The sequence below is a fragment of the Aeromicrobium sp. 50.2.37 genome (genome assembly GCF_024655735.1).
Classification (GTDB): Bacteria; Actinomycetota; Actinomycetes; order Propionibacteriales; family Nocardioidaceae; genus Aeromicrobium.
In genome coordinates this window covers 1-23,787 of record NZ_JANLGG010000038.1, presented here as the reverse complement: position 1 = coordinate 23,787, position 23,787 = coordinate 1, and the positions used below count along the sequence as shown (strand labels likewise).

Below are 23,787 nucleotides of genomic sequence, written 5' to 3'. Positions count from 1 at the left end.
CCGCAGCGCCGGCCGTCCCGCGGCCCGCTCGGCGACGACGCGCGGCTCCGCGACCACTCGTCGCCCCGGCACAGCACGCCGGCCCGCCTCGCGCCGCTGAGATCCGTTCGGCTCGCAGCCTCCGACGACGTCGGTACGCTCGTGGTGTGACCGTCTGGACCCCGCTGCACGTCGTCACCGGCAAGGGTGGGACGGGCAAGACCACCGTGGCCGCCGCCCTCGCCACGGCCTTGGCCACCCGTGGGCGCCGTGTGCTGCTGTGCGAGGTCGAGGGACGCCAGGGCATCGCCCAGCTCTTCGACGTGGCGCCCCTGCCCTACGAGGAGCGCAAGATCGCGTCCGGTCTGGACGGCGGCGAGGTCTACGCGCTCGCGATCGACCCCGAGGCCGCACTGCTGGAGTACCTGCAGATGTTCTACCGGCTCGGCCGGGCCGGCAAGGCGCTCGACAAGTTCGGCATCATCGACTTCGCGACCACCATCGCCCCCGGCGTCCGCGACGTGCTCCTCACGGGCAAGGTCTACGAGACGGCCCGACGGCAGGGCTCGGACCGCTACGACGCGATCGTCATGGACGCACCTCCCACCGGCCGCATCACCCGGTTCCTGAACGTGAACAGCGAGGTGGCCGGCCTGGCCAAGGTCGGGCCGATCAAGCGCCAGGCCGACTCGATCATGCAGCTCATGCGAGCCCGCTCGACGTACGTGCACCTCGTGACCGTGCTCGAGGAGATGCCGGTCCAGGAGACGATCGACGGCATCGCCGAGCTGCAGGGCGCACAGCTGCCCGTGGGGCACGTGCTGCTCAACCTGGTGCGCCCCGAGCTGATCACCGCCCCCACGCGCGAAGCCCTCGCGTCGGGGAACCTCGACGAGGCAGCCGCCGCGGCGGCGCTGGAGTCGGCGGCCCTGCCGGGCGACGCCGCGGGTCCCCTCCTCGCGCAGGGGCGGGCGCACGTCGAGCGACAGCAGCTCCAGGAGCAGCAGCGCGAGGTCATCGGCGACTGCGGACGCCCGCTCGTCGAGCTCCCGCTGCTCGGCGACGGTGTCGACCACGGCGCGCTCTTCGAGCTGGCCCGGATCCTCCACGACACGATCGACCCGAAGGGCGGCACGGCATGAGCGGGCGCTCCTCCTCCACCGCCAAGGGTGGCGCAGCGAAGCGGCGCTCACGTCAGCCGGCCCGGGGCCTGCCCGGGTCCAGCGCGGGCCGTGTCGACGTCGACGCCATGCTGGCCGACCGCACCGTCCAGATCATCGTGTGCTGCGGGTCCGGCGGGGTGGGCAAGACCACCACGTCCGCGGCGCTCGCGCTGCGGGCCGCCGAGCAGGGCCGTCGGGTCTGCGTGCTGACGATCGATCCCGCCCGGCGGCTCGCGCAGGCGATGGGGCTCACGGAGCTCGACAACACCCCGCGCCCCGTCGCCGACGTCGACACGTCGGCCGGTGGCTCGCTCGACGCCATGATGCTCGACATGAAGCGGACCTTCGACGAGGTCGTCGAGGCGCACGCCACCGCCGAGAAGGCGCAGCAGATCCTGACCAACCCGTTCTACGTGGCGCTGTCGAGCTCGTTCGCGGGCACGCAGGAGTACATGGCCATGGAGAAGCTCGGCCAGCTGCACGCCGCGGCGAGCGACGATCCCGAGGTGCCCGACTGGGACCTGATCGTCGTCGACACGCCCCCGTCGCGGTCGGCGCTGGACTTCCTCGACGCCCCCGAGCGACTGTCGAGCCTGCTCGACGGACGGTTCATCAAGCTGCTGCTCGCGCCCGCCAAGGGTCCGGCACGACTGCTGAGTGCCGGCTTCGGCATCGTCACGAGTGCGTTGAACAAGGTGCTCGGCGCCCAGGTCCTCTCGGACGTGCAGACGTTCGTGGCGGCGTTCGACACCCTCTTCGGCGGCTTCCGCCAGCGCGCCGAGGCCACCTACTCGCTCCTGCAGGCCGACGGCACGGCATTCCTGGTCGTCGCCGCACCCGAGCCGGACGCGATGCGCGAGGCGGCCTACTTCGTGGAGCGGCTCGCCCAGGAGGACATGCCGCTGGCCGGGCTCGTGGTCAACCGGGTGCACGAGCGCGCCCCTGGCGGCCTGACCGCCGCCGACGCCGAGAGCGGCGCCGGTCGACTGCGCGAGACCGGCACCGGCGCCTACGACGAGGCGATGGCCGAGCTGCTCGACGTGCACGCCGACCGCGAGCGGGTCGCAGCGCGCGAGGAGAAGGTGCAGCGTCGGTTCACCGGCAGCCACCCGAGGGTGCCCACGGTGCCCGTGGCCGCGCTCCCCACCGACGTGCACGACCTCGACGGCCTGCGGCGCATCGGCGAGCTGATCGCCGGGCGGTGACGCACTCGTCCGAGCCGTAGCCCGGACGCAGGACGGCCCCGTCCCCCGACGGGGCTGCTCAGCCGGGGCTGCTCAGCCGAGGCTGCTCAGGCGGTCTGCTGCAGGATGCTGCGCCAGGTGGCCACGTTCGGACGACGACGCAGCAGCGCACGACGCTCGCGCTCGGTCATTCCGCCCCAGACGCCCCACTCGATCCGGTTGTCGAGCGCCTCCGCGAGGCACTCGGCCCGGACGGAGCAACCGCCGCAGACCTGCTTGGCGCGGTTCTGCTCAGCGCCCTTGACGAACAGTGCGTCGGACTTGCCACGGCACGCGGCCTGGCCGGCCCAGTTCTGGTTCCACCCCATGGTGATCAACCTCCCGAGAGTCGGCCCCGAGGCCGACAAGGTTTCTCTAACAAAGAGAACGCTAAGAGCGTTCAGGTTCGGGCGGCAGACCCCATCGTGGCCAAGTATGGGTAGTTCGAAGGGACTATGGTCCTGTCGAATCCAGGACCTTCCGGGACCCCAGCACCTCCGACGCTGCGTCCCGCGATCCTCAGGAACGTTCCGTATCCTGGGCCCATGCCTTGGGACGACCTCACCGACAACGTCCGGCGGATCGCCCAGACGCCGCCTCCTGCGTCGAGCCGCGCCTCGCTCGTGGGGACCATGATCGTGCTCGCCGTCGCGGCGGGCGTGCTCGTGGCCGCCGTGGTCATCCCGGGCACGGCGTTCGTGGCGGCCACCGCCAACGACGTGACCCGCGACGTCGTCGAGCTGCCGCTCGAGCTCGACGACGCACCGAACCCGCAGACCACCCGTCTCTACGCCTCCGACGGGACCCTCCTGGCCTACTTCTACGAGGAGAACCGCCAGGACGTCCCGCTCGACCAGATCGCGGGCACGATGCAGAACGCGATCATCTCCATCGAGGACAACCGGTTCTACGAGCACGGCGCCCTCGACCTGAAGGGCACGCTGCGCGCCCTGGTCAACAACGCGTCCGACGGCCAGACCCAGGGTGGCTCGACGATCACACAGCAGCTGGTCAAGCTGACGCTGGTGCAGCAGGCCACCACGAAGGAGCAGATCCGTGCGGCCACCGCGAAGTCCACGGCCCGCAAGGTGCGCGAGCTGAAGCTGGCGATCAACTACGAGGAGACCCACACCAAGCAGGAGATCCTCGAGCGCTACCTGAACATCGCCTACTTCGGCGACAGCGCCTACGGCATCAACGCCGCCGCGTACCACTACTTCTCGGTCTCCCCCGACAAGCTGACGGTCAAGCAGGCCGCCACGCTCGCCGGCCTCGTGAAGAACCCCGAGGAGTTCAACCCGCGGGTCTACCCCGAGCGCGCCCTCCAGCGACGCAACACCGTGCTGCAGGTCCTGGCCACCCAGGGCAAGATCACCCAGTCGCAGGCCGACGAGCTGATCGCCTCGCCGCTCGACCTCAAGCTCACGCGCTTCCCGAACGGCTGCGTGGAGTCCGTCGCGGCGTTCTCCTGCGACTACATCCGCCAGTACCTGCTCGACGAGGAGGCGCTCGGCGCCACCGTCCAGGAGCGTCAGGCGCGCCTCGAGCGCGGCGGGCTCACCATCAAGTCCAACATCGACGTGCGCATGCAGAAGGCCATCAACAAGGCCGTCAAGAACCGCGTCGGCGCGAAGGACAAGGCCATCGGCTCCCTCGCCCTCGTCGAGCCCGGCACCGGCAACGTCCGCGGCGTCGCGCAGTCGCGGCCGATGGGCAAGGACTCCAAGGCAGGCCAGACCTACCTCAACTTCTCCGTCCCGACCAAGTACGGCCAGTCCGGCGGCTTCCAGGCCGGGTCGACGTTCAAGTTCTTCACGGCCGTCGCGGCACTGAAGGACGGCATCCCCGTCTCGAAGTCCTACCGCTCGCCGCAGTCGATGAAGATCCCCACCGGTACCTTCTTCGACTGCGAGGGGCGCGGCACCAGCGAGTGGGACGTGAAGAATTCCACCGGCGCCGGCACCTTCAACATGTACACCGGACTGCGACGGTCGGTGAACACCTACTTCGCCCAGCTCGAGGAGGACGCCGGCCTGTGCAACACGGTCAAGGCGGCCGAGGCCATGGGCATCACCGTGCCCGAGAACAACCAGGTCCCCTCGTTCACGCTCGGCGTCACGTCGGTCAGCACCCTCGACATGGCCGCCGCCTACGCCGCTGCCGCGTCGGGCGGCGAGTACTGCGCCCCGCGTCCGGTCAACGAGGTGCTCGACGCCAGCGGTGAGGTGCTCAAGAAGTACCCCGAGCAGTGCGAGCGCGTGATGAGCAAGGACGTGGCGGCCCAGGTCAACGACATCCTGCGCGGCCTCCAGCAGCCCGGCGGGTTCGGCTTCCAGAACGGCACCGGGCTCCGCATCGACTCCGCCGCGAAGACCGGTACGACGAACAGCGCCCAGTCGGTCTGGTACGTCGGCTACACGCCCGAGCTGGCGGCCGCGTCGATGATCGCCGGCGCCAAGACGAACGGCAACCCGCGGAGTCTCGTCGGCGTCACCCTCAAGGGCGCACCCATCAGCTTCTCCCAGGCGGGCGGCTCGTCCCTGTCCGGCCCCATGTGGAAGGACGCGATGGGGACGATCCAGGACTACCTGAGCCCCGAGCGCTTCGACGACCCGCCCCGTCGCCAGCCGTCGAGCTCCTCTCGACGCAGCGACGACGACGACCGCGCCGACGCTGCGAGGACCACGCAGCGCGACACCGAGCAGGAGCCTGCGCCGCGCGGCAACGGGAACGGCGACCGCGACTGACCCAGCGGCGAACAGGGCTGCTGCAGGTCGCGGGACCCGGCACGCGGGCGGTGACCCGCGTGGGCGGTAGGAAGGCCGCGCTCTCACGCCCCCGGACGGTAGGGCGCGCGCGGATACCGAGCCGGTATCTGCGTGCCACCTACCTCCGAACCGCTGGAGACGCGCGCCACCTACCTCTCACCGGGCCGGCACCGCGCCACGGCCGGACGCCCTCCCTCAGGCGCCGAGTGCCTTCTTGACCTCGGCGGCCACCACGCCGCCGTCGGCGCGACCCTTGACCTGAGGCTGGAGCGCGCCCATGACCCGACCCATGGCCTTCATGCCGTCGCCGGCGACGCCGAGCTGCTCGATGGTCGACGTGACGAGCGCGCGGACCTCGTCGGCCGACAGCTGCTCGGGCAGGTACTCGGCCAGGACGGCGGCCTCGTCGCGCTCCTTCTGGGCCAGCTCGGGACGGTTGCCCGCCTCGAAGGCCTCGGCGGCCTCGCGACGCTTCTTGGCCTCCGACGTCAGCACGGTCAGCACGTCGTCGTCCGTCAGCTCACGCGCCTCCTTGCCGGCCACCTCGGCGTTGGTCACGGCGGTGAGGACCATGCGCAGCGTGCTCGAGCGCAGGGCGTCGCGGGCCTTCATCGACGCGGTGAGATCGGAACGGAGGCGGTCCTTCAGGGCTGACATGGCCTCATCCTCTCACCGCGGCCGAGCGCCGTTCCTGCACGCACCTAGGCTGGGAGCATGAGGGCATCGGTGGCGACTCGGCCCGTGGTGGTGGGAGCCGGCGTGATCGGCGCCAGCGCAGCCGGTCTGGGCTACGCGTGGTGGGAGGCGCGGTGGTTCGCGCTGCGGCACGTGTCCGTGCCGGTACTGCCGTCGGGTGCCCGCCCGTTGAAGGTCCTGCACCTGTCCGACGCGCACCTGACGCCGGCCCAGGGTCGCAAGGCCGACTGGCTGCGGTCCCTCGCCGACCTCGAGCCCGACCTGGTGGTCAGCACCGGTGACCACCTCGCCCACCACGACGCCGTCCCACCGCTGCTGGAGGCCTACGGCGAGCTGCTGCAGCGCCCCGGCGTGTTCGTGTTCGGCTCCAACGACTACTTCGCCCCGGTGCCCAAGAACCCCCTCAAGTACCTCACCGGGGGCACCGGCACGCAGGTCGGAGGCACGTGGGAGCGCGCCGCGACCCTCCCCTTCGATGACCTGCGCGAGGGCCTGGCCGAGCACGGCTGGCTCGACCTGAACAACGCGACCGGGTCGCTCACGGTCGACGGACGGCGACTCACGTTCGCCGGGGTCGACGACCCGCACCTGGAGCTCGACGACCTCGCGGCCGTCCCCCCGGCCGCGTCCCTCGGGTCCGACGCCGACCTCGCCGTGGCCGTGGCGCACGCGCCCTACCTGCGGGTGCTCGACCATGCCTCTCGCCAGGGGTACCCGCTCGTCCTGGCCGGGCACACCCACGGCGGCCAGCTGTGCGTGCCCTTCGTGGGCGCGCTGGTGACCAACTGCGACCTCGACCGGGCCCGCGTGAAGGGGCTGAGCACGCACCAGGTCGCCGGCTGGTCGCCGTCGTGGCTGCACGTGTCGGGCGGGCTCGGCACCTCACCGTTCGCGCCGGTCCGCTTCGCCTGCCGACCCGAGGCCACCCTGCTCACCCTCACTGCGATAGACTCAGCGGGTTCGTCCTCCTAGCGAGGACAGCGCCGGGGTGTGGCGCAGCTTGGTAGCGCGCGTCGTTCGGGACGACGAGGCCGCAGGTTCAAATCCTGTCACCCCGACCCACGTCCTCCGGGACTCGAAGCCCTCGGACCACCACGGTCCGGGGGCTTCGTCGTGGATGCGCTCCCCGACCCGGACGACGTGCGCTGTGACACACTGGCGCCATGGTCGAGGAGGGCACGACGCAGGCCGACGGTGCCGGCAGCACCCAGCCGCGCGTGGTCAAGAAGATCGTCAAGAAGACGGTGGTGCGCCCCGGCGCGCCCGCGTCGAGCACGGCTCGTCCTGTCCGGCCTGCAGCGCCCAAGGCCTCGGCCGTGTCGCGGCTCAAGGCCAAGGACTCGCGCGTCACGGATCCGTCCGACGGCGGGACCGTCGAGCAGCCGGTGACGACCCCACAGCCCCAGCGCAGCGGTCCGCGCACCACCATCGACGTCGGCGCCGCCCTCGGGAGCGCACGTGGACGTGCAGCCGACGCCCTGCACGGGACCGGCGACCTCGCGCGACGTCTCGGCTTCGCCGTCCGCGACCGCAGCGAGGACGCCGTGTGGGCGGTGCGCGACTACCGACTCCCCACCGTCCCTCCGTTGCGTGCCTCCCTGGTCACCGGCTTGGTCGCCGGGCTGCTGATCACGGCCGGCGGCTGGGCGTGCCTCAACCTGTTCAGCGCCGTGCGTGGCACCTCGGCGGGCGGCGCCTTCTGGGGCGGCCTGGCCGTCCTGCTGGTGGTGGGCCTCGCCTACGAGATCGGTTCGCGACTGCTCATCGCGTTCGGCGTGCAGCAGGCGCGGGCGGTCCTCGCGCTCTCCGTCATGCTGGTGGCCGTCCTCGTGATGCTGCTGTTTCTGGAGCCCGTCGACGGCCCCTGGGCGTGGCTGATCGTGCCGGGCCTCATGACCGCCACGGTCCCGCTGGTGCAGCGTCTCCTGGTGTGGACCGCGAGCGACGTCCGCCCGGACGACGACGCCGTGCGCTGAGCCGCCACCCCGTACTCCAGGAGCACTCCGCATGACCGGTACCGATCCGACGCCCGACGTCCTCTGGCGTCCCGACGCCGACGACGCCCCGCGCATCGCCGACTTCGCCCGCACGGTCGGCATCGACCCGCACGACTACGACGCCCTGTGGCGCTGGTCCGTCGCGGAGCCCGACGCGTTCTGGCAGGCCGTGTGGCACTTCTTCGACGTCCCCGGCGACGGGGAGCCCTCCCCCGCCCTGGCCGACGCCTCCATGCCGGGCGCGGTCTGGTTCCCGAACGTGCGCCTGAACTACGCCGAGACGATGCTGAGGCTCCCCGGTCGGGCCGACGACGACGTGGTCGTGGTCGCGCGCTCGCAGTCGCGAGCCGACGTCCGGCTCACCGCTGCGCAGCTGCGCGAGCAGGTGGCCCGCGCCCGCGCCGGCCTGCAGCGCGCCGGCGTGGTCCGCGGTGACCGGGTGGCCGCCTACGCGCCGAACGTGCCCGAGACGCTCGTGCTGCTGCTCGCGGCAGCGAGCCTGGGTGCGGTCTTCAGCTCCTGCGCCCCCGAGTTCGGGGTCCAGAGCGTCGTCGACCGCTGGAAGCAGACGGAGCCCAAGGTCGTGCTGGCCGTCGACGGCTATCGCTACGGCGCGAAGCCGGTGGACCGGCACGGCGAGGTCGTCGACATCGTCGAGGCGCTCCCGAGCGTGGAGACGCTCGTGTGGCTGCCGTACCTGGAGCCCGGGGCGCCCGCACCCGCGACCGACGGCACCACCGCGACGACGTGGGACGAGCTGCTGGGCGAGCCCGGCGAGCTCGCGTTCGAGCGGCTGCCGTTCGACGCACCGCTGTACGTCCTCTACTCCTCCGGCACGACCGGCCTGCCGAAGCCCATCGTCCACGGTCACGGCGGCATCACGCTCGAGCACCTCAAGTCGCTGGGCCTGCACCACGACTTCGGCGCCGACGACGTGTTCTTCTGGTTCTCCACCACGGGCTGGATGATGTGGAACCTGCTCGTCTCGGGCCTGCTGACCGGCTCGACGATCGTGCTGTGGGACGGCGACCCGGCCCACCCCGACCTCGGGCAGCTGTGGCGCGACGCCGACGAGCTGAGCGTCACGTACTTCGGCACGAGCGCGCCGTACCTGCTGCAGTGCCGCAAGGAGGGGGTCGTGCCGAGCGAGATCGGCGACATGTCGACATTGCGCGGCGTGGGATCCACCGGCGCACCCCTGCCGGCCGAGGGCTTCCGCTGGGTCTACGACGCGGTCGGCGACCACGTGCACCTGCAGTCCGTGTCGGGCGGCACGGACACGTGCGCCGCCTTCGTGGGCGCCTCCCCCACCGTGCCCGTGTACGCCGGCGAGATCTCCTGCCGCTGCCTGGGTGCGCCGGTGCAGTCCTTCGACGAGGACGGTGAACCGGTCGTCGGGTCCCTCGGCGAGCTCGTCATCACCGGCCCGATGCCGTCGATGCCGGTGGGCTTCTGGGGCGACGACGACGGCTCGCGGTACCGGGCCGCCTACTTCGAGGACATCGAGGGCGTGTGGCGCCACGGCGACTGGATCACCATCACCGAGCGCGGCACCTGCACGATCACCGGCCGCAGCGACGCGACCCTCAACCGCGGCGGCGTGCGGCTCGGGACCTCCGAGTTCTACACGGTCGTCGAGAGCCTGCCGGAGGTGAGCGACAGCCTGGTCGTGCACCTCGAGGACGACGAGGGGGGCGCCGGGACGCTCGTGCTGCTGGTGTCGCTGGCCGATCCCGACGGCACCGACGTCGACGCGCTGCGCACGAGCGTCGCCCGCGAGCTGCGCACCCGGTTGTCCCCGCGCCACGTCCCCGACGAGCTTCACGTCGTCACGCGGCTGCCCCGCACGCTCTCCGGCAAGAAGCTCGAGGTGCCGGTCAAGAAGATCCTGCAAGGTGTCCCGGCCGACGAGGCCGCCACGCGGGGCGCCCTCGCCGACCCCTCGGCCCTCGACGAGGTCGCTGCGCTCGCCGCGTCGCGATGAGCCCCGAGCGCAAGGTCGTCCTCATCGGCATGCCGATGGGGCTGCTCATGACGGGGGGCGGGGTGCTCATCGCCGCGACGGCGTCCGGGGGCGACGCGCCGATGGGCGCGACGGTCGCGCTCATGGGCGCGGCCTTCCTCATGGCCGTCGTCTACACCCTCCTCCCCCGCCGCCCGGTCACGCCGCGGGTCGTCGAGGGGACCATCGTCATCGACGGCAGCCCCTGGCCGTGGCGGTTCCTCTGCGTCCTCTCGGTCGGCACCACGGCGGCGGCAGTGCTGGCCACCATCGCGCTGAGGGACCCCACCGTCCTCGGCGACTCGTCCGGACGCCGCTCGCCCGTCGTCCTGCTCGGCCTGTGGCCGGTGGGGGCCTGGCTGTGGTTCGTCACCGTCCGTGGCCGGACCCGGCAGCGTGTGACGGTGCACGGCGACGTCGTGACGCTGTACGAGGGCCGGCGCAGCACGCAGGTGCGCGCGACGCGGCGACGCGTCCGGGTGGGCAGCGGCAACGCCGCCCGGTCGCAGGCGGTGGTCGTGCGCGGACCCGCCCGCGAGGGCGAGCTGGTGCTCGCGAGCCGCTCGTTCGCCACCACCCCCGAGCACCTCGTCGACGCCCTGCGGGCCGCACTGCCGGACTGAGTCGACACGCGCGTGGCTCGCACCGACCAGACGCCTCTGGTCACGACGGGCCATTCCTGCGCAAGACTTGCTCACGGTCCTCACGCCACACCTACGCTGAGCGGGCCCGCGCTCCGCCGGGCCTCAACTCCGTGAACGGACCGGTCCCATGCGCAAGCTCCTCGTCCTGCTCGTCGCCGCCCTCGTGGGCGTCGGCTCCACCTTGACCCTCGTGGCACCGGCCCAGGCTGCGACCGGTGTCACCATCAGAACCATCGCCGACCCGAGCGCCGCGCCCGGCAAGACCGCGACCATCAAGCCGCGGTACGTCACCTCCGGCAAGGTCAAGGTCACGTACGCCCGCATCACGGTGCGCCAGGGCAAGAAGGTCGTCGCCCGCGACAAGGCATCCGTTGCCCTGAAGGTCTCAGCGGATCCGACGGTGTACTCGGTCACGACCGTCGTGAAGTACAAGGTCAAGAAGAAGGGCAAGTACGGCAAGACGATCACGAAGTCCAAGCGCCAGGACCTGTTCGCCTTCGCCTGTGCCACCGCGACGGCGCTCAAGACGATCACCTACAGCAGCGAGCCGGGCATGGGTACCACCTCGACCGCCGTCGGCAAGGCGATCGGCAACCCGCAGATGGGCGACGGCATCACGCTGGGCGACCTGTACGCCGATGGCGACGAGGCCACCAAGGCCGAGGTCGAGGGGCTCTACGGCAAGGGCTGGGCGTCGACGGACGTCCTCGTGACCCTCGGCTACGCCCGTTGCGGCACCAAGCCGACAGCATTCGCGATCGAGTACCTCATGGCCGGCGAGACCGCGCCGCGCGCGTACCAGCTCGCGGCGGAGTAGTCATCGGCCGAAGGCCCCGCCCGCTCGACGGTGCGGGGCCTTCGTGCGCGCCAGGTCAACGTCTCGATCTGACGTAGCGCAGCAGCACCGGCGCCACACCGCTGCCGTCGAGGAAGAAGTCGGCGGTGGTGCTGCCGTCCCTCTGCCACCCGCGCCTCTCGTACACGGCCTGCGCGTCGCGGTTGTGCTGCATGACGACGAGCCGCATCGGCACACCGTCGGCGTCGGCCCAGGCCTCGGCGACGTCGAGCAAGGCACGCCCGGCGCCCGCCCCGCGCGCGTCGACCGCGACGAAGAAGCGGGTGAGCTCCCAGGCGTCGTCCGCACGCACAAGCGCGACCTGGCCGACGACCCGTCCGTCCAGCTGCGCCACCCACGCGACATCCACGCCGTCGAACAGCCAGTCGGCGGTCACCCGTGTGGCGCGGACGGGGTACGCGTCGCGCTGGTGCACCCCCGCGAGAGCGGCGACCAGCGCGTCGGCGTCGGCGGGCCGGCGCGACCGGACCAGGAGGTCAGCCCCGGCCCTTCCTCCATCAGGCACGACCGGTGCGCTCATCTCCACCTCAGCCGAGGAGGAGCTCGGCGATCTGCACCGTGTTGAGCGCAGCGCCCTTGCGCAGGTTGTCGCCACTGACGAACAGGACGAGGCCCTTGCCCTCCGGCGCCGACTGGTCGGCACGGATGCGGCCGACCAGGCTCGGGTCGGCGCCCGCGGCCTGCAGCGGCGTTGGCACGTCGACCAGCTGCACGCCGGGCGCGCTGCCGAGGATCTCGGTGGCCCGCTCCGGGGAGAGGTCGCCCTCGAACTCGGCGTGGATGCTCAACGAGTGCCCCGTGAACACGGGCACGCGCACGCAGGTGCCGGCGACCCGCAGGTCGGGCAGGCCGAGGATCTTGCGCGACTCGTTGCGCAGCTTCTGCTCCTCGTCGGTCTCGTTGCTGCCGTCGTCCACCACCCTGCCGGCCATGGGCAGCACGTTGAACGCGATGGGCGCCACGTAGACGTCGGGGTCGGGGAAGGCGACGGCGCTGCCGTCGTAGGCCAGCTCGTCGGCCTTCTCGACCACGGCGCGCGCCTGCCCGTGCAGCTCGCGCACACCGGCGATGCCCGATCCGGAGACAGCCTGGTACGACGCGACGACCAGGCGCACCAGCCCGGCCTCCTCGTGCAGCGGCTTGAGGACCGGCATGGCGGCCATCGTGGTGCAGTTCGGGTTGGCGATGATGCCGCGGCCACCCGGACCGTCGCCGGCGGGGATGGCCTCGGGGTTCACCTCGCTGACCACGAGCGGGATGGTCGGGTCCTTGCGGAACGCCGAGCTGTTGTCGACCACGGTCACGCCCGCGTCGGCGAAGCGCTGCGCGTGGGCCCGCGAGGTGGTGGCACCGGCGGAGAACAGGGCGATGTCGAGACCCGACGGATCGGCGGTCTCGGCGTCCTCCACCGTGATCTCGCGGCCGGCGAACGGCAGGACCGTGCCGGCCGACCGGGCCGAGGCGAAGAAGCGGACCTCGTCGGCGGGGAAGTTCCGCTCCTCGAGGATCTGGCGCATCGCGACGCCCACCTGCCCGGTGGCGCCCACGATGCCGATGCTGGCGCGACTGCTCATCGTCCGGTCCCTCCGTAGACCACGGCCTGGACCTCGTCGGTGCCGAGGTCGAACGCCGAGTGGGCGGCGCGGACCGCCTCCTCGACCTGGCTCTCGGTCACCACGACCGAGATGCGGATCTCCGACGTCGAGATCATCGCGATGTTGATCCCGGCGTCGGCCAGCGCCTGGAAGAACGTCGCCGTGATGCCGGGGGCCGAGCGCATGCCGGCACCGACGATCGAGACCTTGCCGACGCTGTCGTCGTACTGGAGGCGCTCGAAGCCGACCTCGTCCTTGAGCCGCGCCAGGGCGGTCATGGCGGTCTGGCCGTCGGCGCGGGGCAGCGTGAAGGAGATGTCGGTGAGCGCCGTGGCGGCGGCCGACACGTTCTGCACGATCATGTCGATGTTGATCTGCGCGTCGCCGAGCGCGCGCAGGATCGCCGCGGCGTAGCCGACCTTGTCGGGCACACCGACGACGGTGATCTTGGCCTCGGAGCGGTCGTGGGCCACGCCGCTGATGATTGCTTGCTCCATGGTGGGGTCCTTCGTGACGTCGTCGGCCTTGATGACCCACGTGCCGGGCTTGTCGGAGAACGACGACCGGACGTGGATGGGCATGTCGTTGCGGCGCGCGTACTCGACGCAGCGCAGGTGCAGGATCTTGGCGCCGTTGGCGGCCATCTCGAGCGTCTCCTCGTAGGAGATCTGCGGGATCTGGCGGGCGTCGGGGACGATCCGCGGGTCGGCGGTGAAGATGCCGTCGACGTCGGAGTAGATCTCGCAGACGTCGGCCCGCAGGGCCGCGGCGAGCGCGACGGCCGTGGTGTCGGACCCGCCACGTCCGAGCGTGGTGATGTCCTTCGTGGTCTGCGAGACGCCCTGGAAGCCCGCGACGATCGCGACGGCCCCCTCGGCGATCGCCTTCTCGATGCGACCGGGCGTGACGTCGATGATCTTGGCCTTGCCGTGCTCGGCGTCGGTGATCACGCCGGCCTGGGAGCCGGTGAACGAGCGGGCCTCCTGGCCGAGGTTGCCGATGGCCATGGCCAGCACGGCCATCGAGATCCGCTCGCCGGCGGTGAGCAGCATGTCGAGCTCACGGGCGGGCGGCAGCGGGGAGACCTCGTTGGCGAGGTCGATCAGCTCGTCGGTCGTGTCGCCCATGGCCGAGACGACCACGACGACGTCGTGACCGGCCTTCTTGGTGGCGACGATGCGCTGGGCGACCCTCTTGACGCTCGTGGCGTCGGCGACGGAGGAGCCACCGTACTTCTGGACGACAATGCCCACGACGATGTCCTTGAGGTGCGGGGGGTGGGGTGGACCGTGCCAGGGCGACGCTGACCGGGCAACGTCCTCCATGCTACCGGCCCGCGACAGGCCGCCTCCACCGTCGTTCCTGCCGTGGGACCGCGAGATCGCGCCGGGGGCGTCGGGTTGGCGAGTCGTCGACCTGCGGCTGCGCTCCCGCGGGTGGGTCTTCTCCCGCTGCTGCGCTGCTGTGGCGCCGAGGCGGGTCGGTCTCCGCAAGGGCCTCGACCGGCGGACGGATCCGGGGTCGGCCGAGCTCTCGGAGCGTGGCTCGGGGGGACGCACGATTCTGCGTTCGCGCGTGAAGGGGTGAAGGATGCTGCGTTCGCTACGGGATCCCGCCGTGAACGCAGCATCGTTCGGGCTGGTGCACGCGAAGGCAGAATCCTGCGTCCGCCGGGGCACGTCGCGCGGCGGGTGGGTAGGGATTCTCCCTTTGCGCGGACCGTTCCACGAAAAGGGAGAATCCCTGCCCCTACGAGACCAAAGTCGTCGCCACGATGCTTCCTTCCCGAGGCACGGTCCACGCGAAGGACGAATCGTGCGTGGATCCCGCGCAGAGGGAGAATCGTGGCCGCGCCCCGCAGACCCGGCCGAGCCCAGGCCCCCTGCTCCGGTCGAGGCCCTTTCGGAGACCACACCCACTCGCAGCCACAGCAACGCAGCACCGCGCGAACACCCAGCCGCGCCCCGCAGACCCACCCGAGGCCAGACCCCCTGCTCCGGTCGAGGCCCTTTCGGAGACCACACCCACTCGCAGCCACAGCGACGCAGCAGCACGAGAACGCCCAGCCACAGCGACGCAGCAGCGCGTGAGCACGCGCCCCTCGAACGACGAACGGCGCGGGCCCGACACCTCCAGGGGAAGAGGGTGCCGAGCCCGCGCCGTGCGCGGTTCCTCCGGTCAGGAGGTCTTGAGGGTCAACCCGTAGGCGTTGAGGATCTCGTTGACGGGCTGGAAGTAGGTCGTCCCGCCGACGGAGCAGTTGCCGGAGCCACCGGAGGTGACGCCCTGCGCCTGGTTGCCGGAGATGGCCGAGCCACCCGAGTCACCCGGCTCGGCACACGCGGTGGTGCGGATGAGCCCGGTCACCGAGCCCTCGGCGTAGTTCACCGTGGAGTTGCGGGCCTGGATGGTGCCGCAGCGCCATCCCGTGGTCGAGCCCGAGCGGCAGATCGACGAGCCGATGGCGGCGTCGGACGACCCGCGGACGGCCACGCTGCCACCGCTGTAGTTGTTCACGGTGCCGGTGATCGACGCCGACGAGCGGATGAACGCGTAGTCGTTGCCGGGGAAGCTCGAGCCGGCAAACGCGCCGCTCGGCGAGGAGGTGGTGCTGCCCGTGGTGCCGCAGTGACCGGCGCTCACGAAGCCGCCCGTGACGGCGAAGCCGATCGAGCAGCGGGCGCCGCCGATGTAGTAGGCGTCGCCGCCCTGGTAGAGCGGCTGCGGACGCTCGGGAGCGGCCTCGGCCTGGAACGCCTCGGCCGGCACGCCGGCCTTCTCGGCGAACGCCTCGGCCGCGGCGACGTCCTGCGTCGGGAGGACGACCTTGTTGGACTCCGCGTCGACGTACCAACCGGCCACCGCGTCGGGAGCTGCGCTCTTCTTCGCGTTGAGGTCCTTCATGTAGCCGTCGAGCTCCGACGACGACCGCTCCACGGTGCGCGCCTCGGCGCCCTTCGCGGTGACGGTGTCGGCAGCGGCGGCATCGGTCACCGCGACCACGAGGGTGCCCTGCTTCGCGTCGTACCAGGAGCCGGCGTAGTCGGCACCGAGGCTCTTGACGAGCGCCTTCTCGGCCTTGGCGGCCCGGGCCTCGTCGGCGATGCGGGACTTGGCCTGCGTCTCGGAGAGACCGAGGTCGCGCTCCATCGCCTTCATCATGCTGGTCTTGGGCGGAGCGTCGTCCGGTGACGGCGCCGCGGAGGCCTGCTGACCGAGCGCCGTGGCCAGCACGGCCGCGACGGCCAGGGAGCCGAAGAGCGTTCGCTTGGGAGTCTGCACGATGGATCTCCTTCGTCGTGGCGGCACGCTGGGGTCACCAGGGTGCAGCCGTCCTGCGGAACGGACGGCTCGCCGCCACGCCCCACGCTGTCGTCCGGAGACGGGTTCGCCTCCGCAGCCCCCCCGAGGGGTTGACACAAGAACGTACTGGCAGTTCAGGCCTGAAGGGTCATACCGGAAGAGTCATACCGCGGGCGTGATGCCCGGGTCGTGCTGCTCTCCGAAGCCCGGGTTCCGCCCCAGCCAGTCGGCGTAGACGGGGCTGCGCGCGACGAGGTCGCCGTGCGCCATGCGCACGGTGAGCAGCAGCTCGTCGGCGAAGCCGGCCCCCACGGAGTCGGGTCGCCAGCCGACGAGGTGGCGCCAGCTCAGGGGGACTCCGGCGAGCGGCTTGGTCACCAGGCCCGGAAGGACCCGCGTGGGCTGGCACAGGGCCACGGCCGTGCCGGACGCGACCAGGTCGATGCAGCTGGCCGCGTCGGCGACGTAGAGGCTGCGCGGCGCGAACCCCTCGCGTGCGCAGGCCGCCGCGAAGCACTCCTGGAAGCAGCCGTCGCCCGGCGTGGCGGCCCAGCCGGTGGTGGCGAGGTCGGCGAGCGCGACCTCCTCGACGTCGGCCAGTGGATGGTCCTGCGGCAGCATCACGAAGACGGGGTCCACCGAGAACGTGCGCCACACCTGGCCGCGCTCCCCCGGCGTGCTGTCGCCCCCGCAGATCCCGACGACGGCGAAGTCGAGGCGACCGTCGTCGAGCTCGCCGGTCAGGTCGTCGGCCGACCACGAGGCGGTCGTGGACACCTGGAGGTCGGGGTGGCGCTCCTCCAGCCGCTGGATGAGGGGCGCGAGGATGGCCGGCGACGACGAGCCGATGGACAGGTGCTCGGGGATGCTCCGGCCACGTTCGGGGTCGTTCAACCGTGTGGCGTCGTCGAGCAGACCGGTCATGGCCGGGAGCAGCATGCGGGCACGCGCGATGACCAGCTCGCCGAGCGAGGTGGGCCGCACCCCGCGGTGGTCGCGGTCGAACAACGGGCCACCGAGGGCGCGTTCGATGCGGCTCAGCTGCGCCGTGAGCGCGGGCTGGGCGACACCCAGCTCGGCGGCGGCCTTCGTGACGCTCCCGGCGTCGGCGATGGCACACACGACCTTGAGGTGTCGCAGCTCCAGCTCCACTCGGTGAGTCTACCGGCGCCGCGGCGATCGACACCCCCGGTGCAGGCGTGCGGAAGTGGGACGAAGTCCTCTGTTCCCGCCCCGAGAGAGGTCGACCTGTCGTACGGTCGCCCCAGATCATCACGACCCGGGGGAACCATGACCGACTCACCGACCTACCCGCGCTACCCGTCCCAGGACGACGTCCCGGAGACCTCCGCGCCGTCCGGCGCGGCGTCCTCTCCCGGCCCGGCCGCTTCGCACTCCGCGGCACCCACGGGGTACGCCCAGCCGCTCGGCCTGCTGACCGCACTCACCGTCGGCGTCGCCGCGCTCTACACCGCGTTGCTGCTGCCCCGCTTCTGGTTGGCACAGGACGCCGTCGAGCGGTGGGAGCACCAGGAGGCGAACGGCGGTCTGGCCTGGGACCTGTGGACCCCCTACGAGCTCGTCGACACTGCGACCTTCCCCGTCCTGCTCGGCGCCTACGTCATCACCTGCCTGTGGTTGTGGCGCGTCCGCGGCAACCTCGAGGTCCTGTCGCCGAGGTCGCCTCACGCCCGCCGCCGCGGCTGGGTGTGGGGCGGATGGCTGGTGCCGATCGTCTCGCTGTGGTTCCCCTACCAGGTGGTGCGCGACGCCCTGCGGGTGCGATCCCACCGTCCCTCGTCCGGTGCCCGCGTGGGGTGGTGGTGGGGCGCCTTCCTGCTGGCCTGCTTCGCCTCCGGCGTCGAGACGGTGTTCGTCCCGGTCGACGAGATCGACACGGCGTCCATCCAGCACCTGCCCGCGTTCGCCGCCGCCACGACGGTCGTGTTCGTCGTCGCGTGCGCCCTGTGGATCCGCGTGGTCCGCGCGATCGCGGCCGACCAGGAGGAGCTCCTGGCGGGGGCGCGCTGACGCTCAGCCGGCGATGGCGGTGCGGCCCTCGAAGGCACGCCCGAGGGTGAGCTCGTCGGCGTACTCGAGGTCGCCGCCGACGGGCAGGCCGCTGGCGAGCTTGCTGACCCGCAGGCCGAGGGTGCTCAGCATGCGGATGAGGTAGGTGGCCGTGGCCTCGCCCTCGAGGTTCGGGTCGGTGGCGATGATGACCTCGGTGACCGTGCCGTCCTGCAGGCGGCCGAGCAGCTCACGGATGCGCAGCTGGTCGGGGCCGATGCCCGCGATGGGGCTGATCGCGCCGCCCAGCACGTGGTAGCGGCCGCGGAACTCGCGGGTGCGCTCGATGGCGACGACGTCCTTGCTCTCCTCCACCACGCACAGGACGGTGGCGTCGCGACGGGGGTCGGTGCAGATGCGGCACTCGACGTCGACCGTCACGTTGCCGCAGATCGCGCAGAAGTGGACCTTGTCCTTCACGTCGACCAGCACGGCCGCGAGCCGGCGCACGTCCTCGGGGTCGGCGTCGAGCAGGTGGAACGCGATCCGCTGGGCGCTCTTCGGACCGACCCCGGGCAGCTGCCCGAGCTCGTCGATGAGGTCCTGGATGACGCCGTCGTACACAAGGAGTGAGTCTAGGCGCCTCGGCGGCCGCGGGCCCGCTCGGCGCGCGGCCGGGCGTCGCCGTTCAGGCCCACCGGATCGGCTGCCGGGTCAGACGAACGCGTTGATGCCCGTCTCGGACCGCCCGATCAGCAGCTTCTGCACCTGGCTCGTGCCCTCGTACAGGGTCATCACGCGAGCGTCGCGCAGGTACTTCTGCACGGGGTACTCGTCGATGAAGCCGTAGCCGCCGAACGCCTGCACCGCCAGGTTCGAGGCGCGCACCGCGGCCTCGGACGCGAACAGCTTGGCCTTGGAGGCGGCGGTGCCGAACGGCTCCCCGCGCTGCATGAGGTCGGCGGCGCGCCACGTGAGCAGCCGCGCGGCGTCGGCGTCGACGCTCATGTCGGCGATCATCTCCTGCACCAGCTGGAACGAGGCGATCGGCCGGCCGAACTGCTCACGCTCGCCGGTGTACTTCACGGTCTCGTCGAGGCACCCCTGCACGATGCCGACGCAGCTGGCCGCGATGGTGACCCGGCCCTTGTCGAGCGTCTGCATGGCGATCTTGAAGCCCTTGCCCTCCTCGCCGAGGAGGGCGTCGGCCGGGACCCGCACGCCGTCGAAGGAGAGCGCCGCGGTGGCCTGGCCGCGCAGGCCCAGCTTGCCCTTGACCTCGGTGGCCTCGAAGCCGGGTGTGTCGGTGGGGACGAGGAACGCCGAGACCCCGCGCGGGCCGTCGTCGCTGGTGCGCGCGAAGACGAGGGCGACGTCGGCCCAGGTGCCGTTGGTGATGAAGATCTTGGAGCCGTCGATCACCCAGTCGTCGCCGTCGCGGCGGGCACGGGTGCTCAGGTTGCCGGCGTCGGAGCCGGTCCCGGGCTCGGTGAGGCCGAAGCAGCCGAGTGTCCGGCCGACGGCGATGTCGGGCAGCCAGCGCTGCTTCTGCTCCTCGGTGCCGTGCTGCAGGACGGACGTGCCGAACAGGCCCGACGACACCGAGACGATGCCGCGGATGGCGGAGTCGGCGCGGCCCAGCTCCTCGGCCGCGAGCACGTAGGTGACGTAGTCGCCGCCGACCCCGCCGTACTCCTCGGGGATGGTGAGGCCGAAGAAGCCGATCTCGCCGAGCTTGGGGATGATCGCGAGGTCCACCGACTCGGCGCGGTCCCACGCGGCACGGTGCGGGACGACCTCGCGGTCGAGGAAGTCGCGGGCCAGGGCGCGGAAGCTCGCCTGCTCGTCGGTGAGGGTCAGGTCCATGAGGCCGATGCTGCCACGCGGATGGGACGGCGGCCGGGCGACGGCCCGCCCGGACCCCGGCGTCAGGGGCGGTGTGCAGCGAGGAAGGCGGCGAGCAGGTCGTGGCCGCGGGCGGTGAGGATCGACTCGGGGTGCCACTGCACGCCCTCGACGGGGTGGGAGGTGTGCCGCAGTCCCATGACCACGCCCGAGGCGGTGTGGCTGGTGACGACCAGCTCGGGCGGCAGGCTCGCCTCGTCGGCCACGAGGGAGTGGTAGCGCGCCACGGTGAGCGGCGAGGGCAGGCCCGCGTGCACGCCCAGCCCGTCGTGGTGCACGAGCGACGGCTTGCCGTGCACCACCTCGGCCGCGCGCACCACCCGCCCGCCGTAGGCCTCGGCGATCGCCTGGTGCCCCAGGCACACCCCGAGCAACGGCGTGGTGGGGCCGAGTCGGCGCACCACGTCGATGCTGATCCCCGCGTCGGCCGGCGCCCCTGGCCCGGGCGAGAGCACCACGTGGGTGAGGTCCCCGGCCTCGATGGCCTCCACCAGCTCCTCGACGGTGACCGCGTCGTTGCGCACCACCTGCGCGTCGGCGCCCAGCTCGCGCACGTACTGGACGAGGTTGAAGACGAAAGAGTCGTAGTTGTCGACGAACAGCACCCGCGCGCGGTCGACCCGTCGGGGCGCGTGCCCCCGCTCCCGCCGCGACGGCGCGTCGGCGGACAGGTCCTCGGCGACCCGACGGGTCACCGGACCGGGCGCCACCCAGGTGCCGACGCCGACGACCTCACGCACCGGGACCGCCCCGCGCAGCGCGTTGGTGACGAAGACCTCCGACGCGGCGGCCAGGTCGGCGGTGGTGAGCCGACGCTGGTGCAGCGGGACATCTGCGGCGAGCAGCGCGTCGACCACCCGGGCCCGCTGCGTACCGGGCAGCACGCGCCCGTCGAGCGGCGGCGTGTGCACCCCGTCGTCGAGGACGCAGAAGACATTGGTGCGCCCTCCCTCGAGGACGGAGCCGTCGACGTCGAGCACCAGCACGTCGTCGGCAGCCGCGTGCGCGGGATCGGCGGAGGGGTCGAGGGGTCCGCGGTCGACCCACTTGTCGGCTCCCCAGCCGCCCGGCACGACCACGGGCGACAGGCGCCAGCCGGCGGGCGCCTCGACGAGGGGGGCATCGACCATGCGGACGTCCACGGGCACCGGGTCCTCACCGACCCGCTCGGGCTCGACAGGCACGGCCTCGATCCTCAGCCGGTGCCGTCCGGCGCCCAGGGTCGCCGCCCGCCGGGCGACCGCGTCGTCGAGACCCTCGCGCACGGTGGTGCCGTAGACGGCGCGCACGCTCGCGTCGAGCCGTGCCAGGTGCGCCTCGACGTCGACCGCGCGACCGTCGCGGACGAGGACGGTAGTGAAGACGCCGCGGCGTGCGTCGGCGGCCGACCCGACCGAGCCGTGCACGGGCGTGGACCGGGGACCGGCTGCGGGCGCCACGTCGTCGGCGAGGGTGCCGCCGATCGCCGTGACGACCGGCGCGGCCTTCACGAACACCTCGGCCAGCTCTGCCGCCGGCTCGGAGTCGGCGACGATGCCGCCGCCGACGCCGAGCCACGCGCGACCTTCAGCCACCTCGACGGTGCGGATGACCACGTTGGTCTCGAGACCTGCGAGGGGGCTGAGGTGCCCGATGGCGCCGGTGTACGCCTCGCGGCCCGTGGCCTCCAGGGCGGCGGCCACCTCCATGGCCCGGACCTTCGGCGCACCGGTGACCGATCCCGGCGGGAAGGTGGCGCGGAGCAGCTCGGCGTCGCCGACTCCGGGGGCGAGCCGGCCCACGACGTCGGACACCAGCTGCCACACCGCGTGCCGCTCCGGGCGCACCAGGGCGGGGACCCGCACGCTGCCCGGGGCGCTCACCCGGCCGAGGTCGTTGCGCATGAGGTCGACGATCATGACGTTCTCGGCGCGGTCCTTGGCCGAGGCCACGAGCGCTCCGACCGTGGCGGCGTCCTCGCGCGCGTCGAGACCGAGCGGGGCCGTTCCCTTGATGGGCGAGGTGAGCACCTCCTGACCGGTGCGCCGCAGGAACAGCTCCGGCGAGAAGGACAGGACGGCACCGTCCGGGCTCCCGACGTAGGCGCCGTAGGCGGGGCGGAGCCGTTCGGCGCCGGCACAGAAGACGTCGAGCGGATCGCCCTCGAGCGACGCCTCCAGCCGGGCGCACAGGTTCACCTGGAACAGGTCGCCCGCGTGCACGTGCTCGATGGCGCGCGCCACGGCCGCCTCGTGCTCGGCCGGGGACGGCTTGAGCGTGAACGCCCCCGCCCGGTGCTCCCGCGGGGGCGGTGGTGGTCCGTCGAGCAGGGCCAGGACGGGCGCGACGTCGGTGTCGCCCAGCCACTCGAGCCACCACGTGCCGCGGGTGCGCCGCAGCACCCAGGCGTAGAACGCCAGCTGGGCGTCGGGACGTGGCACGGGACGCGACCTCGGCTCCGGCACCCGCTCCACGCGGCCACCCAGCCGGTATCCCCAGAGGCCGATCCACCCGCCGCCGAACCCGGCGCCGCCGGCGTCGGGGACGACCGGGAGCGGCAGGTCGAACGGGTCGTCGACGGCAGGGTCGAGCACATGGACCGGGTCGCACGCCACGAGCGCGTCGCCCTGGTGCCACGAGCCCACCAGTCCCACGAGCCGGTCGCGGCCGCGCAGGCGCCGCAGCACCTCGAGGGGGTCGTCGTCGAGGTCGAGCCGTCGGCGATGTGCCGCCACGGCGGCCCCGTCGGCGGAACCGTCAGCCGTGGTCGATCTCATCGATCACCCGGGCACCCAGCTCCCGGCTGAGCAGCTGCTCGGGATCGGTGCCCTGGTCGACCACCGGGTCGTCGGGGTGGGCGGATGCGTCGGGGTCCTCCGGCGGGGCCATCGAGGCCGGCTCGCGCATGGCCTGGCGCACGGACTCCGGTGCGCCCACGCCACGGCCGGCGTCGCCACCGGCGGCCGGAGGCGCCTGGGCCGGCGGCGTGGGAGCCGCAGTCTGGGACGAAGCCGGGGCGGGGTTGCTCGCCGCCCTCGGGTCGGCCGAGGGGTCGACGATGGCGTCGATCCGCCACTGGACCCCGATGACCTGCTGCAGCGCCTTCTGCACGTACTCGGCGGACCCGCTGGCCATGAAGGAGTCGCGGGCGCCGCTGTTGACCAGGGCGATGGTGAGGGTGGTCCCGTCGAGCGCCTGCACCTGCGCGTTCTGGCTGAGCATGATCCAGGTGAAGCGGCGCAGCCCCTTGACCACCTCGAGGATCTCGGGCCAGAGCCGACGCACGTCGGCCACGCTCATCCCCCCGGCAGGTGGTGAGGCCGGCTGGGCCTCGGCTGCGGCCGGCTCGGGCTCGGGGGCCGACGGCTGGGACGGTGCAGACTGGGTTGGGGCCGACTGGGCTGGGGCCGGATGAGCTGGCGCCGACTGAGCTGGGGCCACCGTCGGTGGCGCCTGCTCGGGCACCGAGCGCTCGGTCGACTCCCGGCTCGGCTGCTGCGGGGGAGGCTGGTGATCCGGCTCCGGCGGCTCCTCGACGTCCCACGGCGGCGCGTCGTCCACGGGAGGCCGGACCGGGGCGGCCTGGGCCGGAGCGGTCTGCTGGGTAGGGGCGGCCTGCGCGGGAGCGGCCTGCGTGGGGACGGGCTGGGCGGGTGCGGGCTGCGCG

19 protein-coding genes, 1 tRNA gene and 2 pseudogenes are annotated in these 23,787 nt (G+C 72.3%); 10 read left to right on the top strand and 12 right to left on the bottom strand.

The genetic code is table 11. The features are described from left to right. Positions 1–146 precede the first annotated feature (146 nt). Positions 147–1,121: an ArsA-related P-loop ATPase gene (locus NUV38_RS15875; RefSeq protein WP_257730046.1), complete on the top strand. Its 975-nt coding sequence runs from the start codon at positions 147–149 to the stop codon at positions 1,119–1,121. Beyond that, positions 1,118–2,347 carry an ArsA family ATPase gene (locus tag NUV38_RS15870; protein ID WP_374627464.1) on the top strand — a complete coding sequence of 410 codons (1,230 nt, stop codon included), beginning with the start codon at positions 1,118–1,120 and terminating at the stop codon, positions 2,345–2,347. Before NUV38_RS15875 ends, NUV38_RS15870 begins: the two co-directional genes overlap by 4 nt. 86 nt (positions 2,348–2,433) lie before the next feature. Here the strand turns inward: NUV38_RS15870 and NUV38_RS15865 are convergent, their stop codons facing one another. Next, the gene (locus NUV38_RS15865; protein WP_055963184.1) at positions 2,434–2,694 is read right to left on the bottom strand and encodes a WhiB family transcriptional regulator; all 261 of its coding nucleotides are present in this window, start codon (positions 2,692–2,694) and stop codon (positions 2,434–2,436) included. A gap of 216 nt (positions 2,695–2,910) precedes the next feature. Between NUV38_RS15865 and NUV38_RS15860 the strand changes: the two genes are divergently transcribed. Next, complete coding sequence (locus NUV38_RS15860) at positions 2,911–5,112, top strand: transglycosylase domain-containing protein (protein WP_257730045.1); 2,202 nt, start codon at positions 2,911–2,913, stop codon at positions 5,110–5,112. Positions 5,113–5,328: 216 nt separating this feature from the next. Here the strand turns inward: NUV38_RS15860 and NUV38_RS15855 are convergent, their stop codons facing one another. Next, complete coding sequence (locus NUV38_RS15855; RefSeq protein ID WP_056556379.1) at positions 5,329–5,790, bottom strand: GatB/YqeY domain-containing protein; 462 nt, start codon at positions 5,788–5,790, stop codon at positions 5,329–5,331. A 57-nt stretch (positions 5,791–5,847) separates the two neighbouring features. On the opposite strand from NUV38_RS15855, the gene NUV38_RS15850 reads away from it, so the two are divergent. The 6 genes from NUV38_RS15850 (at position 5,848) to NUV38_RS15825 (ending at position 11,289) form a co-directional block, all read left to right on the top strand. Further along, the gene (locus NUV38_RS15850) at positions 5,848–6,801 is read left to right on the top strand and encodes a metallophosphoesterase (protein WP_257730044.1); all 954 of its coding nucleotides are present in this window, start codon (positions 5,848–5,850) and stop codon (positions 6,799–6,801) included. Between the two features lie 12 nt (positions 6,802–6,813). Continuing rightward, positions 6,814–6,887 (top strand) — tRNA-Pro (locus NUV38_RS15845). Between the two features lie 105 nt (positions 6,888–6,992). Further along, a complete protein-coding gene (locus tag NUV38_RS15840) occupies positions 6,993–7,805 on the top strand; it encodes a hypothetical protein (RefSeq protein WP_257730043.1) in 813 nt (270 codons plus the stop codon). Positions 7,806–7,836: 31 nt separating this feature from the next. Then, positions 7,837–9,810 carry an acetoacetate--CoA ligase gene (locus NUV38_RS15835; RefSeq protein WP_257730042.1) on the top strand — a complete coding sequence of 658 codons (1,974 nt, stop codon included), beginning with the start codon at positions 7,837–7,839 and terminating at the stop codon, positions 9,808–9,810. Continuing rightward, entirely contained in the window at positions 9,807–10,451 is a 645-nt protein-coding gene (locus NUV38_RS15830; protein WP_257730041.1) for a hypothetical protein, read from the top strand. Before NUV38_RS15835 ends, NUV38_RS15830 begins: the two co-directional genes overlap by 4 nt. Before the next feature lie 148 nt (positions 10,452–10,599). Continuing rightward, entirely contained in the window at positions 10,600–11,289 is a 690-nt protein-coding gene (locus tag NUV38_RS15825; RefSeq protein ID WP_257730040.1) for a hypothetical protein, read from the top strand. 55 nt (positions 11,290–11,344) lie between these two features. Here NUV38_RS15825 and NUV38_RS15820 read toward each other — a convergent pair whose 3' ends face one another. The 5 genes from NUV38_RS15820 to NUV38_RS15800 form a co-directional block, all read right to left on the bottom strand. Beyond that, a complete protein-coding gene (locus NUV38_RS15820) occupies positions 11,345–11,848 on the bottom strand; it encodes a GNAT family N-acetyltransferase (RefSeq protein WP_257730039.1) in 504 nt (167 codons plus the stop codon). A gap of 7 nt (positions 11,849–11,855) precedes the next feature. Then, the gene (locus NUV38_RS15815; protein WP_257730038.1) at positions 11,856–12,902 is read right to left on the bottom strand and encodes an aspartate-semialdehyde dehydrogenase; all 1,047 of its coding nucleotides are present in this window, start codon (positions 12,900–12,902) and stop codon (positions 11,856–11,858) included. After that, entirely contained in the window at positions 12,899–14,176 is a 1,278-nt protein-coding gene (locus NUV38_RS15810; RefSeq protein WP_257730037.1) for an aspartate kinase, read from the bottom strand. The genes NUV38_RS15815 and NUV38_RS15810 overlap by 4 nt, the downstream gene beginning before the upstream one ends. A gap of 925 nt (positions 14,177–15,101) precedes the next feature. Further along, a complete protein-coding gene (locus NUV38_RS15805; protein WP_257730036.1) occupies positions 15,102–16,205 on the bottom strand; it encodes a S1 family peptidase in 1,104 nt (367 codons plus the stop codon). A gap of 183 nt (positions 16,206–16,388) precedes the next feature. Beyond that, a complete protein-coding gene (locus tag NUV38_RS15800) occupies positions 16,389–17,378 on the bottom strand; it encodes a LysR family transcriptional regulator (protein WP_257730035.1) in 990 nt (329 codons plus the stop codon). Positions 17,379–17,516: 138 nt separating this feature from the next. On the opposite strand from NUV38_RS15800, the gene NUV38_RS15795 reads away from it, so the two are divergent. After that, the gene (locus NUV38_RS15795) at positions 17,517–18,257 is read left to right on the top strand and encodes a DUF4328 domain-containing protein (protein ID WP_257730034.1); all 741 of its coding nucleotides are present in this window, start codon (positions 17,517–17,519) and stop codon (positions 18,255–18,257) included. A gap of 3 nt (positions 18,258–18,260) precedes the next feature. Here NUV38_RS15795 and recR read toward each other — a convergent pair whose 3' ends face one another. The 5 genes and pseudogenes from recR to NUV38_RS15775 form a co-directional block, all read right to left on the bottom strand. Then, positions 18,261–18,860, bottom strand: a complete 600-nt coding sequence (recR, locus tag NUV38_RS15790) for a recombination mediator RecR (RefSeq protein WP_257730033.1) — start codon at positions 18,858–18,860, stop codon at positions 18,261–18,263. A gap of 90 nt (positions 18,861–18,950) precedes the next feature. Beyond that, entirely contained in the window at positions 18,951–20,102 is a 1,152-nt protein-coding gene (locus NUV38_RS15785; RefSeq protein WP_257730032.1) for an acyl-CoA dehydrogenase family protein, read from the bottom strand. 62 nt (positions 20,103–20,164) lie between these two features. Beyond that, entirely contained in the window at positions 20,165–20,746 is a 582-nt protein-coding gene (locus tag NUV38_RS17170; protein ID WP_374627467.1) for an aminodeoxychorismate/anthranilate synthase component II, read from the bottom strand. 135 nt (positions 20,747–20,881) lie between these two features. Continuing rightward, a pseudogene (locus NUV38_RS15780) lies at positions 20,882–22,897 on the bottom strand (bifunctional anthranilate synthase component I family protein/class IV aminotransferase); the annotation flags it as partial. Beyond that, a pseudogene (locus NUV38_RS15775) lies at positions 22,878–23,787 on the bottom strand (DNA polymerase III subunit gamma/tau); the annotation flags it as partial. The pseudogenes NUV38_RS15780 and NUV38_RS15775, both read right to left, overlap by 20 nt.